Consider the following 14179-nt stretch of genomic DNA (forward strand, 5'->3'; position numbering starts at 1 on the left):
AATCAGCTTTTCGCAAAGAAAGAGATATACCAGTCAACCGACTTCAGCATGCCAGCCCCTACGTTGAAGAGGGGATCGTATCCTAGCAGGTTTTTTGCCTTGTCAATATTAGCCTGCGAATGCCTTACATCACCGGCACGAAAATCACGATAGACCACTTTCGAAGTCGACTGGACACCCGCGTGGGCCAAAGCATCCTTGATGCAAGTATACACTTGATTCAGAGTTGTTCTGTCACCCACCGCAACGTTATATACATTGTTCTTTGCCTCGGCATCGGCACAGGCAGACAATACATTGGCCTGGACAGCGTTTTCGACAAAGCAGAAGTCTCGGCTAGTTTCACCATCACCATTGATGAAAACTTCTTCGCCATTAATCATGGCTGCTGTCCATTTTGGAATAACGGCTGCATAGGCGCCGTTAGGATCCTGACGCCTTCCGAAAACGTTAAAGTACCGAAGCCCGATGGTATGGAAACCGTAAGTCTTCGAGAATACCTCAGCATACAACTCATTTACATACTTCGTAACCGCGTAGGGAGAAAGCGGCTTTCCAATAACCCCCTCTACCTTTGGCAGTGCAGGATGGTCGCCATAAGTTGAACTGGAGGCCGCATAGGTAAAGCTCTTCACCTGAGCATCCCTTGCGGCGACCAACATATTCAGAAAGCCGTCGATGTTGGTGCCGTTGGTCGTAATGGGATCATTGATGGAGCGGGGAACAGAGCCCAACGCAGCCTGGTGCAGAACATAGTCCACGGATACAGTGGAGTTGCCAGGGAATACCATTGCCCGTCTGCAGTCTTCAATATTTCTGACATCACCCTTGATCAGGGCGAAGCGCTTCCACTGCTCAGGACTGACCGCCGACTCTACCTCATCAAGATTGTATTGATGTCCGGTTGCAAAATTATCGAGGCCAACGACTCGCTGATCCAACCGCAACAGCGTCTCCAGCAAATTGGAGCCAATGAATCCCGCTACACCGGTGATCAGCCATACTTTTGGGGAATGCTGAATTTCAGATTTTACTTTTTCAAAACGGTTCATGTCGTTCTCTCGGCTTAGTATTTTTTAATCAGCGCTAGCAAATCAGGGGTCTTGCAGCCCCTGAAGTTCAAAGACGCAGATCTGACTGGGATGCATCCAGCAAATACTTAAGGTCGTAGAGGACATGATCAGCCTTGCCGAGGCGGCGAATGCTTTCTGCCCCCATCGCTACAAATTCATTATGCGCTACAGCCAAGATGATACCGTCGTAGGTGTTCTCCTGTGGATGACTGATAGGAGCAATCGAGTACTCATGCATCGCTTCATCCGCGTCAACCCATGGATCGTAAACATCGGCAACGACATTGAACTCTGCTAGTTCATTGACGACATCAATAATTCGGGTATTGCGTAGGTCCGGGCAGTTTTCCTTGAAGGTCAACCCCATGATCAGCACCCTGGCGCCATCAACATGAATCTTGCGTTTGAGCATGGCTTTGACAAGTTGAGAGACGACATAGGCCCCCATGCTGTCATTCAGACGGCGCCCGGCAAGAATAATTTCCGGGTGATAGCCGATGGACTGTGCCTTATGAGTGAGATAGTAAGGATCCACACCGATACAATGCCCCCCAACCAAGCCCGGACGGAATGGTAGGAAGTTCCACTTCGTCCCTGCTGCCTTGAGGACCGCTTCGGTATCAATACCCATTTTATTGAAAATCAAGGCCAGCTCGTTGATCAGCGCGATATTCAAATCCCGCTGCGTATTCTCGATAACCTTGGCAGCTTCGGCAACCTTGATACTCTGAGCCTTGTGAGTGCCAGCGAGAATGATGGTGTTATACAGCGCATCGACCAGATCAGCGACTACCGGAGTGGATCCAGCGGTAACTTTCTTAATCGTGGTAACCCGATGTTCTTTATCGCCGGGGTTTATGCGCTCCGGACTATAACCGGCAAAAAAATCAACGTTAAATTTAAGGCCTGACACTTTTTCCAGCACAGGAACACAATCTTCTTCGGTGGCACCGGGATATACCGTTGACTCATAGACAACAATATCACCCTTTTTCAGCACGCGACCTATGGACTGACTGGCCTTGATCAAAGGCGTCAGGTCTGGCTGCTTGTGCTCATCAATCGGAGTTGGAACCGTAACAATATAAACATTACATGCCGACAGTTCATCAAGAACAGAGCTGAAGTTTAATCCGGATGCCGATCTCAGTTCGTCATCAGAGACTTCAAGAGTAGCATCATGCCCCGCCTTCAACGCCTCGACCCGATGCTGGTTGATATCAAAACCAACCACTTGCATCTTTTTGCCAAACTCAACTGCCAGCGGCAAGCCCACATAACCGAGACCTACTATGGCCAGCTTTACATCTTCGAGTTTAAGCATTGTTTTCCCTTGCCATTCATCAATATTAAGTCGATCGCAAAAACCACTTCACATCTCGCGCTTTCGAGCCGAGCATGATCGTTGCGCACATTAGAGATTACACCGAAATCCCTCCCGGGAGCCATACTCATTTTCGACCTGTAAGGTTCCAGCTCATCGAACAGGGACGTGGAGCACTGCATAAACGCACCACCGATCGGCCTTGGCCTCTGACGTTGATAGACCCTAAACCAAGGCCCGAAACGTTTCTGCGTGTCCCGCTGGGCTGCGTCGGAACAAAACACCCACAGGACGCCGCCGATCATTAGCCCAGCGCCAGCTCTTGGTCGCCCGCTGCTGCTATGGGTACTGAAAAGATCAGTGACCAACTTCCAGCCCACGTCAGAAAGTTCTTATCGTTTGAGCATGACAGAGGTCTGACTGAAAAAGCCAGAGCTCTATGGAAACTCGAGCCTTGAGGGGCAACAGCGGGATAAAAATTTCCATGCAGAGCCTAACACTCACCCCTAAAATACCCGAGCGCTACGCGATGGTTTTCCTACAACCCCTAAGGATTTTCCGATCAAGTCAGCACAGACCGTCCGACCTGCGCTGAAACAGCCCTCTGCTCAACTTCCCCAGCAAGTCCTCCCACTCATGAACCAGATGAGTTTTCCGATTTCCGAGTACACCGAAAATGCGAGCAAACCCGTCACGAGCGCTTCCTGTCCGAGATGCAGCAAGCCGTGTCTTGGAGCGGATTGGCTACATTGATCGAGCCGTATTATCCAAAATCGGGTGACCCTATCCACTAGAAACCATGCTACGCATTCATCTGCTGCAGAACTGGTTTTCGTCAGCGACCCGGTGACAGGAGAGGCGAGGTACGAGATCACTTTGATGTACCAGGTTGTCCGGCCGACACTCAGCGCCCCGACTCCAGAAAACACCACTGTCACGAATTTCCAGCACCTGCCGCAGAAACATCAGCTGGCGGAAGGCATTCAGAAAACCATCAACGAGCTCCTGCGAGACAAGAGCCTGTCTTTGCACCACGGGACGATCGTCGAGGCCAAGATCATTCATGCCTCCAGCTCGACCAAAAACAACGAAGGCAAACGCGATCCGGAAATGCACAAGACGAAGAAGGGAAACCAGGGAAGCTCCGAACAAGTCGCCCATCAGCCGAAAATGGGCGACTTTGGGAGATCGAAAACCCATGTTTTCAGACGCTGACTACTCGATAACCAAGGCAAAACCTTGATCATCTGCCGCTACGGGCGCACCTGGTCCGCAGAAGTCAGTAATTGCCGGCGCACCATCCACAGATTCGACAGGGCAAACGGCGCGGTCAGTTGCGCCGTGTTCTTGGCCAAGCCACGGAAGCGGGTTTTCACATAACCAAACTGACGCTTGATCACGCGAAATGGATGTTCCACTTTCGCTCGTGTCTGCGCCTTGACCTTCTCGACCTTGCGTCTGGCTTTGTAAAGCACGCTGCGTTTACTCAGGTGCTTGTAACTGCGGCGAGCCGCAATCTGCCAGATCACTGGCCTCTCGTCATGCTCAGACCTTTTCTCCACGCCGGTATAACCCGCATCGGCACAGACAAAATTTTCATCGCCATGTCGTAGGTGAGCGACCTCCATTACATCAGCCACATTCGCCGCGGTGCCGTGAACGTGATGCACCAAACCCGATTCAATATCAGCCCCGATATCTGCCTTCATCCCAAAGAAGTACTGGTTACCTTTCTTCGTCTGATGCATCTCGGGATCGCGCTTGCCTTCCTTGTTCTTGGTCGAACTGGGCGCGCGGATGATGGTGGCATCGACAATTGTGCCCTGGCGCAACGAAAGGCCCTTGTCCCGCAGATAACTATTGATGGTTTCCAGAATGCCCGATGCCAGCTGATGCTTCTCCAGCAGGTGTCGGAAACTCATGATTGTTGTGTCTTCGGGTATTGGAGCGCTGAGAGTCAACCGAGCAAACTGACGCATCGAAGTGATCTCATACAACGCCTCTTCCATGGCTGGGCTGCTCAACGAGAACCCGTTCTGCAGCAGGTGAACACGCAGCATGGTTTCCAGTGGATACTGTCTGCGAGGCCTTTGGGTAATGAGGCTCGATCAACGCCACCAAACCGCGCCACGGCACCACCTGCTCCATCTCGGCCAGGAAACGCTCGCGACGGGTTTGCTTGCGCTTACCGGCGTACTCGAAATCGGAAAAGCTCATCTGACTCATAGGATGGAGGCTTGCTCGGGGGGGGGGGCAGTTGGGCGGAGGGCTATTTCAGCACAGCTCAGGCGATCTGTGCTGACTTGATCGGAGAATCCCTAGGACTTCTTCGGCACGAAAGCACATATCGGAGTCCACGTTGAAGCTGGTCTGGCAAACCACGCTCATGGCACCGCGACGAATGTAACTGCATAACGGAAATCGCTCATTTGCTGCATAGGGATGAGAATGTCATCTCTGCCAATGCCGGTTATACCAGGGCGGAAGAGCGGCCAGAACATGAGGGGTGACAAGTAATCTGGCAGATCGAAACCCGACGCAGCACCTACAAGCATTTGAGTAAACTCAGCGCCCTGCACAAGGCCGAACGCAAAGTTGAAAAGGTCAAAGCTCAGACGCGGGCAAAGGCCGAACATCCGTTTCAGGCCATCAGCGACGGTTAGACTGCGTGATGACCCACCTCCGCGGGCTGACCAAGAACATGGCGCAACCAACAACGCTGTTTGCTCTGTCGAATTTGGGATGGTACGCCAGATTTATTGAATCCTTTAGGAGACGTCTGTAACGCTCGATAACCACGGTTTTGCCCTGGTTATCAGAACCGTCAGCGACTGAAGGTCAAGCACTTCTGAGCCAAATAGCTAGTGTAGTGTTTCGCAAGTAACACTCATATTTTTCGGCCTAGCGCCTCGGCTGCACGACCGATGCTCGCCAAGATATCATCGGCCTTTCGGTTCCAGTGAAAGGGGCGAGGGTTGGCGTTGTGAGTGGATAGGTAGTACTCAATAGACTCCTCCAGATCCTTCACGCTGGTATGTGCCTGACGCTTGATCCACTTCTCGCCCAGTGTCGAGAAGAAGCGCTCCACCAGATTCAACCAGGATGCCGAAGTAGGCGTGAAATGCACCTGGTAGCGCGGATGCGCTGCCAACCACGCTTTCACTTTGTCGGTCTTGTGTGTCGCGTAGTTGTCCATTACCAGATGAACAGGCATGTCCTCTGGTACGTTGTCGTCCACCTCTTTAAGGAAAGCAAGAAACTCCGTACTTCTATGGCGGCGCTTTAATCTACCGATGACTTCACCCGTGGCGCTTGTAGTCGTGGGTGCGAGTGATGGGTTTACCCGGGGCAAGAGGTAAGCCTGGCTGGGTACGGTTCAGCGCCTGAATCTGGCTTTTCTCGTCGATACAGAGTACCAGGGCCTTGTCGGGCGGATTGAGATAGAGCCCAACAATGTCGTGGACCTTTTCGACGAACAGAGGATCGGTCGAAAGCTTGAAAGTCTTTTCCAGATGAGGCTTGAGCCCGAAGGCATGCTATATTCGCATGACGCTGGCTGGAGAAATCCCGGTTGCCTGACTCATCGAGCGAGTGCTCCAGTGACTGGCATCTTCGGGTTTGGATTGCAGTGCCTGATTGACCACGGCCTGTACTTGTTCATCAGTAATGCTGCGAGGCCGGCCTGAGCGATATTCGTCATTTAAACCATCGAGTCGCAGACGACTGAATCACACTCGCCAACGCGAAACCGTGTGCACGCCGATACTGAGTCTGTGGGCGATCGAGGTACCCGACTCTCCACCTGCGCACGCCAAGATGATTTCGGCCCGAATGCGCGATTCAGCAGGGCCTTTACGCTGCCGGGAGCGACGAAGCAGTTCGATGTGTTCTTCGTCGCTCAGCTCAATCGGGGCAGCCGGTCGGCCGGTCGGCCGGTTTTCATATCGTTGCTTCAAGGCATTTCTGACGCTGAAAGCCTAGGCCAAAATATGAGTGTTACTTGCGAAACACCACACTAGGGTCTGTGTGAAAAGCATTGAGACGAAGGTCAGGCAAGGCTGTTTTCAACGCAGCATCACCGAGTATCAAGGCTTTTCACACAAAGCCTAACACAATGTAACACGGCTCATACACGTGGAACGCACGAGACAACATAGCAGCCAACTGATGACTAGTCGACTTTGAAATTTCACACATGCAGCAGCAAAAGAATAACCGACTTACGGAGCCACTGCCTGATTAAGACTCTTAAGTCTTTAAATAACCCCGAAAAAATAAACCCGACCCCATTGAGCTGTACAACCTGCTTAAAGAGGTCGAGCCAGCCCCACACCAAGAGTCAGCCCACCAACATCTTCTTCGTTCTGCGCCAACGTGAGCGCCTGCCGCAGAAACGATGAAAAATGAAATGACACTGCTGAGTTTACTCCACGAGCCTTGCTTTAGGCGCCAGGCCCGACACGGACCCTACCACGCAACAAGTTGGCTATGATTGCGGCAATACAGCCCAGCAACAACCCCAGCACAGCAGCAGCGACGATGATAAGCAGCTTTCTTGGCTCTATAGGCTTGTCTGGCAACTCGACGTCCCCATCCAACCGATAAACGGTAATCGATTCAGCGGGAACATCCAAAGAGCGAAAGAACGCCAGGCCCGCCTGCTGCGCCCGAAGACCACTGATGAACGGATCGTCCGACGGACGCTTTTCTAGGTTCTCGATTTCGGCCTCCAATGCCTTGCTGCCACGCATGTAGGTCAGCGATCCATCCATACGGGCAGAAACCTCGGTAGAAAGATTGCCGGAAATGATCGGCGGCTTCTCCAGGCCTATTGAACGAGCCACAGCAAGAGCTTCACGCAACTGCACGATTTGATCCTCACGCCGCTTTCTAGCCGTCTCCTGTACACTGGCAATTTCCTGCTCAAGGTTGCCCGCCTTTACTAGCGCATCACTTCGGGCATCCTTGAGCACCTCCTGCTTTGCAAGGTCCCCCGCCATTCGGGCATAGAGTGTCACCCATTTCACAGCCTGTTGCGCATCTGGCAGATCAGCGGTGATCGAGTATCGGTCTGGTGTATCTTTACCAGCCACCGTCACTCGCAGAGCCTTGACGTAGCGTGCATAGAGTTCGTCCTGACCTCTATCGGTCACCTTGCCATCCAACGAGGGCAGATAGACCTCTCGGAAAAACTTACGTCGCAACGACTCGGAAAGCAGATTGCGCAGATAGGTATCGTAGACTTCCTTGACGGTCAGCACCCCAAGACCACCCTGCCCCTCGCTACGCCCATAATTCAGATTCGCAATGTCATTCTGGGTCGGCGCCTGGACAAAAACCTTTGCCTGATAGATCGGCGTAGCCAGGAACACGTAAGCCACAGCCGCGATCAGAACCGTCAACGCCGTACCGAAAATAAGTAACTTGCGCCTCCACAACCTCTCAATCAGCTCAATCAAGTCGACTTCTTCTGTAATGCTGAGCCGCTCACGATTATCGCGCATTTATTGTAATTCCCCATGGGTCTGTTCAATCATCACGTCACAACAGTTCACTGCACACCTCCAGAACACGACTTACCCCGCTGACAAGGCCCTCCCGGCCCTACTAGCCATTTTTGAAAACCCACAACGCAAGCATAGCGCCGCCCGCAACAACCGCTCGCCCGAGCATCAGCCAACAGCAACATCAGCACATGACCAGCCACGCCACAGGGGACTGTAGAGCAACACCCCACTAGGAAGTTCCCAGACTTTCCAGACAGCTCCAGCCCTCTCGATCAATGGCACCCCAGCCTGCACTGCACATTGCAATACGTGCCCTGTCTGCGTTGACACAGGACAGCATCATGAACTGCTGGTAATGCATCTTCACGATGAAGCCAACTGCGCCCCACATTTCAATAAAGGCATATCAAGCGGCGATAGGCATCCTTAAGACAGCAACAGACTGTCGCAAGAGGCACCATAGTGAACAAGGGGGACTGAAGCCGCAGGCGAATGCCTCGGCGGACACTGGACATGATCCAGACGGAACCCAAGCTTGCATGCCAAGGCACACCAACTTATCGGGAGGAGGTTGGTGACGAGAACCCACGCTAATGCGGGCGCCACCAGGAGAATTAGTCGCCAGGAATTCCATTTCGCTACCCCTTCGACCACTAGCGAGGAAACCCGTATTACCTCATTTCCGACACAACCAAAAAATAGGCATTTTCCCAACGCAACAGGGAAATTTCCTCAGCCTTGGACCTGTGCCGCACGCCGAGCAGAAGCCCGGATGTCCCGCTTGTGGCGCATCACCCCATACCAACCCATCAGCGGACCAATCGCCAAACCAATAATCAGAGCCAACAAAACAGGTACTGCCAGCGGAATGGCCGGTGTCGACCAACCAAATATTATCAATGACACAACCTGCTGATTTTCCAGCACGAAGAACAACACCAAGGCCACCAGCAAGAGGATGAACAGCGTCACTAGGACTCGCTTGAGCTTAAACATAAAATTTTTCCTTCCGTCGCTCAGGAGGGCTCATGCCTCTTCTTCATTGACTCTATCTCGAAGCTCTTTTCCTGGCTTAAAGTGCGGAACGAACTTACCGTCAAGCGTGACTGACTGCCCAGTCTTCGGATTGCGCCCCACACGAGGCGCACGATAATGCAGTGAAAAACTGCCAAAACCGCGGATTTCGATTCGATCACCTGTCGCGAGACATTGGGACATCTGCTCAAGCATGGTCTTGATAGCCAACTCCACATCCTTGGACGAGAGCAGCCCCTGATGGGTGACAATACGTTCGATCAGCTCCGACTTCGTCATATTTTTCCCTTCTGTATCAAGCAGCTAGGTCATTGCTTCCATTGGTTTTAGCATGGCTTGGTGAGTTTGAACAGTGCGGTTATTGACTTGGACAGAAAATCCAGAAACAAATAATGGTCCCCCACCCCCGTAACGCCCTATTCACAAGGGTCGGCGCTTAACTGACTGAAATTTCAGGCATAAAAAAAGGCGACCGAAGTCGCCTTTTTTTGATCAAGCAGAACTTAGTTCTGTTTGGCCATTTCCGCACGCAGCAGGTCACCCAGGGTCGCGCCAGCGGCTTCTGGAGCCTTGGCGATTTGCTGGATAGCCTCTTTCTCTTCTTCAACGTCTTTCGACTTGATGGAGAGGTTGATTACGCGGGACTTGCGGTCAACGCTGATGATCTTGGCTTCGATCTCTTCGCCTTCCTTCAGGACGTTACGCGCGTCTTCAACGCGGTCACGGCTGATTTCGGAAGCCTTCAGAGTAGCTTCGATGTCGTCGGCCAGGGTGATGACGGCGCCTTTGGCGTCGACTTCCTTGACGGTACCCTTGACGATGGCGCCCTTGTCGTTCACAGCAACGTAGTTGGAGAACGGATCGTCTTCCAGTTGCTTGATACCCAGGGAGATGCGCTCACGCTCTGGATCAACGGACAGGATGACGGTTTCCAGCTCGTCGCCCTTCTTGAAGCGACGTACGGCTTCTTCGCCCACTTCGTTCCAGGAGATGTCGGACAGGTGAACCAGACCGTCGATGCCGCCGTCCAGGCCGATGAAGATACCGAAGTCGGTGATCGACTTGATGGTGCCGGAGATCTTGTCGCCCTTGTTGAACTGGCCAGAGAAGTCTTCCCATGGGTTCGACTTGCACTGTTTGATACCCAGGGAGATACGACGACGCTCTTCGTCGATGTCCAGAACCATGACTTCCACTTCGTCGCCAACCTGAACGACTTTCGACGGGTGGATGTTCTTGTTGGTCCAGTCCATTTCGGAAACGTGCACCAGACCTTCAACGCCTTCTTCCAGCTCAGCGAAGCAGCCGTAGTCGGTCAGGTTGGTGACGCGCGCCATGACGCGGGTGCTTTCTGGGTAACGAGCCTTGATAGCAACCCATGGGTCTTCGCCCAGTTGCTTCAGACCCAGGGAAACGCGGTTGCGCTCGCGATCGTACTTCAGAACCTTGACATCGATCTCGTCGCCAACGTTGACGATTTCCGATGGGTGCTTGATGCGCTTCCAAGCCATGTCGGTGATGTGCAGCAGGCCGTCTACGCCGCCCAGGTCCACGAATGCGCCGTAGTCGGTGAGGTTCTTGACGATACCCTTGACTTGCTGGCCTTCCTGCAGCGACTCCAGCAGAGCTTCGCGCTCGGCGCTGTTTTCGGCTTCCAGGACACTGCGACGGGAAACGACAACGTTGTTGCGCTTCTGGTCCAGCTTGATGACCTTGAATTCCAGCTCTTTGCCTTCCAGGTGAGTGGTGTCACGCACTGGGCGGACATCAACCAGGGAGCCCGGCAGGAACGCACGGATACCGTTAACGTCGACAGTGAAGCCGCCTTTAACTTTACCGTTGATAACGCCCTTGACCACTTCTTCAGCGGCGAAAGCTGCTTCCAGAACAATCCAGCACTCGGCGCGCTTGGCTTTTTCACGGGACAGTTTGGTTTCGCCAAAGCCGTCTTCCACCGCGTCCAGCGCGACGTGAACTTCGTCACCGACCTTGATGGTCAGCTCGCCAGCTTCGTTGTAGAACTGCTCGAGCGGGATGACGCCCTCGGATTTCAGACCAGCGTGGACAGTAACCCAGTCACCGTCGATATCGACAACGATACCGGTGATGATCGCACCTGGTTGAAGGTTGAGGGTTTTCAGGCTTTCTTCAAAGAGTTCTGCAAAGCTTTCGCTCATTTTAATTCCTGTAGATTCGGGCGGAGAATACGCCCAACAGCCACATTCCAGACAATGTGGGTTCGTTCAAAGTAAGGTTGGCCTGCAGGACGTTGACTGGTGATCCTGCAGCCTCCCTGATCATCCGGCGATGTCGCGCAAAGCAACTTCGCTCAGAATGCGTTCCAGCACCTGCTCGATGGACAATTCAGTAGAATCCAGCTGAATCGCGTCGGCCGCCGGTTTGAGCGGGGCCACCGATCGCTGGGTGTCGCGTTCATCACGCGCACGTATCTCATCCAGCAGACTCGACAGACTAACATCATCGCCCTTTGCCTTCAACTGCAGGTAACGACGACGCGCCCGCTCCTCGGCGCTGGCTGTCAAAAAAATCTTCAACGGTGCATCGGGAAACACCACCGTGCCCATGTCCCGGCCGTCGGCAATCAGCCCCGGCGCCTCGCGGAAGGCGCGCTGGCGCTGCAGCAGGGCCTCGCGCACCGCCGGCAGCGCAGCGACCTGGGAAGCACCGGCACCCACATGCTCCTTGCGGATGTCATTGCTGACGTCGTCGCCTTCCAGAATGATGCGCTGCAACTGCCCTTCTTCGGCCGCGAGGAACTGCACGTCGAGATGGGCCGCCAAAGCCTTGAGCAATTCCTCATTGGTCAGGTCGACACCGTGGTTGCTGGCAGCGAACGCCAGCAGGCGGTACAGGGCACCGGAATCCAGCAGGTTCCAGCCCAGGCGACGGGCCAGCAGCCCCGCTACCGTGCCCTTGCCCGAGCCACTCGGTCCGTCGATGGTGATGACCGGCGCTTGTGTGTTCACGATTTACCCTCTTCGGCGACACGAATGCCGACTTCCGCGCACAGCGCGAGGAAGTTCGGGAAAGAGGTCGCGACGTTGGCACAGTCGTGGATGCGAATCGGCGCGCTGGCGCGCAGCGAGGCAACACTGAAGGACATGGCGATGCGGTGGTCGCCATGACCATGCACCTCACCACCGCCAATCTCTCCACCGTCGATGATGATCCCGTCAGGGGTCGGCTCGCATTTCACGCCCAAGGCCAGCAGGCCATCAGCCATGACCTGGATGCGGTCGGACTCCTTGACTCGAAGCTCCTCGGCACCACGCAGCACGGTACGACCCTCGGCACAAGCGGCGGCGACGAACAGTACCGGGAACTCATCGATGGCCAGCGGCACCAGATGCTCGGGAATATCGATGCCTTTGAGCTTCGCACCGCGAACACGCAGGTCGGCCACTGGCTCACCGCCGACTTCGCGCTGGTTCTCAAGGGTGATGTCGCCGCCCATCAGGCGCAGGATGTCGATCACGCCAGTGCGGGTCGGGTTGATGCCGACGTGCTCCAGCAACAGATCGGAACCTTCGGCGATGGAGGCCGCCACCAGGAAGAAGGCCGCCGAGGAAATATCCGCCGGCACCTCGATATGAGTTGCGCTCAGCTTGCCGCCGGAGACCAGCGAGGCCGTGGCGCCGTCGACCTTCACGTCGTAACCGAAACCACGCAGCATGCGCTCGGTATGATCGCGGGTCGGGGCCGGTTCGGTGACGGAAGTCTGGCCCTCGGCGTAGAGGCCGGCGAGCAGCAGGCAGGATTTGACCTGGGCGCTGGCCATTGGCAGCGCGTAGGTCAGCGCCTTGAGCTTGTGACCGCCACGAATGACGACCGGTGGACGCCCCTGCTCCGCGGTCTCGATGACCGCTCCCATCTCCCGCAGCGGGTTGGCGACGCGATTCATCGGGCGCTTGGACAGCGACGCGTCGCCGGTCAACACGGTATCGAAGCTCTGCGCGGCCAGCAGCCCGGAGAGCAGGCGCATCGAGGTACCGGAGTTGCCCAGGTAGATCGGGCCAGGCGGCGGCTTCAGGCCATTGAGGCCGACGCCGTGAATCGTGACGCGACCATGATGCGGACCTTCGATCACCACACCCATGTCGCGGAAGGCCTGCAACGTGGCCAGGGCGTCTTCGCCCTCGAGGAAGCCTTCGACTTCGGTAGTGCCTTCGGCCAGGGAGCCGAGCATGATCGAACGGTGGGAAATCGACTTGTCGCCAGGAACGCGAATGCGTCCGGACAGACGGCCACCAGGTTGTGCCAGGAAAATCAGGTCGTTGGAGTTCATAGCGTCCACATAGGCCCGGCGGGCCAGGATTTTACTGAAATGCTCACGGGCCACCCGGGCGCGCGTGAACACGCCCAGCAGTTGATGCCCGTCCCCTGCATCGACCGCGTCGCGCAAGGCGTCGAGGTCGCTGCGAAAAGTGTCCAGTGTGCGCAACACCGCTTCACGATTGGCGAGAAAAATGTCATGCCACATTACCGGGTCGCTTCCGGCGATCCGCGTGAAGTCGCGGAAGCCGCCGGCAGCGTAGCGGAAGATGTCCAGGTTTTCATTGCGCTTGGCCAATGAATCGACCAGACCGAAGGCCAGCAGGTGCGGGAGATGACTGGTCGCCGCGAGGACCTCGTCGTGCCGCTCGACCTGCATGTGCTCGACGTCCGCCTCCAGCGCGCGCCAGAGCCGGTCGACGACGGCCAGCGCTTCCGGCGCGGTTTCCGCCAGCGGTGTGAGAATCACCTTGTGCCGACGGAACAGCGCGGCATTGGAGGCTTCGACCCCACTCTGCTCGGAGCCGGCGATCGGATGGCCAGGCACGAACCGCGACAGCCGGCCAGGCATGGTCTCGCGAGCCGCGCGCACTACATTGCCCTTGGCGCTCCCCACGTCGGTCAGCACTGCCTGGCCGAGATCCATCCCGGCGAGACGAGCCAGGAGCTTCTCCATGGCCAGAATCGGCACGGCCAACTGGATGACATCGGCCCCGACACAGGCGCTTTCGAGGTTTTCCTCGCAGCGATCGACCACGCCCAACTCCACCGCCAGCTTGCGCGACTGCGGATCCAGGTCGACACCGACCACCTCACGGCACAGGCCGCTTTCACGCAAGCCCTTGGCGAAGGAACCACCAATCAGGCCGAGGCCCACGACCACCAGGCGGCCGATCATGGCCCCGCCCTTTCGCGTTTCGACTTCAATCACGGAGCAGGACCCTGTT

At 55.3% G+C, this 14179-nt stretch carries 9 protein-coding genes and 3 pseudogenes; 2 read left to right on the plus strand and 10 right to left on the minus strand.

What is annotated here, in order from left to right; all coding sequences use genetic code 11:
* Window positions 1–2: 2 nt before the first annotated feature.
* Both CHB99_RS18255 and tviB read right to left on the minus strand, forming a co-directional pair.
* Window positions 3–1052, minus strand: a complete 1050-nt coding sequence (locus CHB99_RS18255; RefSeq protein WP_042122491.1) for an NAD-dependent epimerase/dehydratase family protein — start codon at window positions 1050–1052, stop codon at window positions 3–5.
* Between the two features lie 67 nt (window positions 1053–1119).
* Complete coding sequence (gene tviB / locus CHB99_RS18260) at window positions 1120–2397, minus strand: Vi polysaccharide biosynthesis UDP-N-acetylglucosamine C-6 dehydrogenase TviB (RefSeq protein WP_042122493.1); 1278 nt, start codon at window positions 2395–2397, stop codon at window positions 1120–1122.
* A gap of 704 nt (window positions 2398–3101) precedes the next feature.
* Here tviB and CHB99_RS18270 point away from each other — a divergent pair.
* Window positions 3102–3558: pseudogene (locus tag CHB99_RS18270) on the plus strand (transposase); the annotation flags it as partial.
* Window positions 3559–3650: 92 nt separating this feature from the next.
* Here CHB99_RS18270 and CHB99_RS18275 read toward each other — a convergent pair.
* Window positions 3651–4623 (minus strand): IS5 family transposase gene (locus tag CHB99_RS18275; protein ID WP_377697073.1). Its coding sequence is split into 2 segments (ribosomal slippage): window positions 3651–4476 and window positions 4475–4623, totalling 975 coding nucleotides; the frame shifts between segments, so codons are not numbered across the junction.
* A gap of 99 nt (window positions 4624–4722) precedes the next feature.
* Here CHB99_RS18275 and CHB99_RS30145 point away from each other — a divergent pair.
* Window positions 4723–5182 (plus strand): annotated as a pseudogene (locus tag CHB99_RS30145) (transposase); the annotation flags it as partial.
* Window positions 5183–5284: 102 nt separating this feature from the next.
* Here CHB99_RS30145 and CHB99_RS18285 read toward each other — a convergent pair.
* From CHB99_RS18285 to CHB99_RS18315, 7 genes and pseudogenes are all read right to left on the minus strand, one after another.
* Window positions 5285–6353 (minus strand): annotated as a pseudogene (locus CHB99_RS18285) (IS630 family transposase).
* Window positions 6354–6839: 486 nt separating this feature from the next.
* Window positions 6840–7901 (minus strand): LPS O-antigen chain length determinant protein WzzB, encoded by a 1062-nt coding sequence (locus CHB99_RS18290; RefSeq protein ID WP_042122497.1) that lies wholly within the window; start codon window positions 7899–7901, stop codon window positions 6840–6842.
* 735 nt (window positions 7902–8636) lie between these two features.
* Window positions 8637–8900, minus strand: coding sequence for a LapA family protein (locus CHB99_RS18295; protein ID WP_042122499.1), 264 nt, complete (start codon window positions 8898–8900; stop codon window positions 8637–8639).
* A 30-nt stretch (window positions 8901–8930) separates the two neighbouring features.
* A complete protein-coding gene (ihfB, locus tag CHB99_RS18300; RefSeq protein ID WP_042122501.1) occupies window positions 8931–9218 on the minus strand; it encodes an integration host factor subunit beta in 288 nt (95 codons plus the stop codon).
* A 224-nt stretch (window positions 9219–9442) separates the two neighbouring features.
* The gene (gene rpsA, locus CHB99_RS18305) at window positions 9443–11116 is read right to left on the minus strand and encodes a 30S ribosomal protein S1 (RefSeq protein ID WP_042122503.1); all 1674 of its coding nucleotides are present in this window, start codon (window positions 11114–11116) and stop codon (window positions 9443–9445) included.
* A 120-nt stretch (window positions 11117–11236) separates the two neighbouring features.
* On the minus strand, window positions 11237–11926 hold the full coding sequence (cmk, locus tag CHB99_RS18310) for a (d)CMP kinase (RefSeq protein WP_042122505.1): 690 nt from the start codon (window positions 11924–11926) through the stop codon (window positions 11237–11239).
* Window positions 11923–14130, minus strand: a complete 2208-nt coding sequence (locus CHB99_RS18315; protein ID WP_042122507.1) for a bifunctional prephenate dehydrogenase/3-phosphoshikimate 1-carboxyvinyltransferase — start codon at window positions 14128–14130, stop codon at window positions 11923–11925. Before CHB99_RS18315 ends, cmk begins: the two co-directional genes overlap by 4 nt.
* Between the last annotated feature and the right edge of the window lie 49 nt (window positions 14131–14179).

The sequence above is a fragment of the Pseudomonas japonica genome (assembly GCF_900188455.1).
Lineage (GTDB): Bacteria > Pseudomonadota > Gammaproteobacteria > Pseudomonadales > Pseudomonadaceae > Aquipseudomonas > Aquipseudomonas japonica.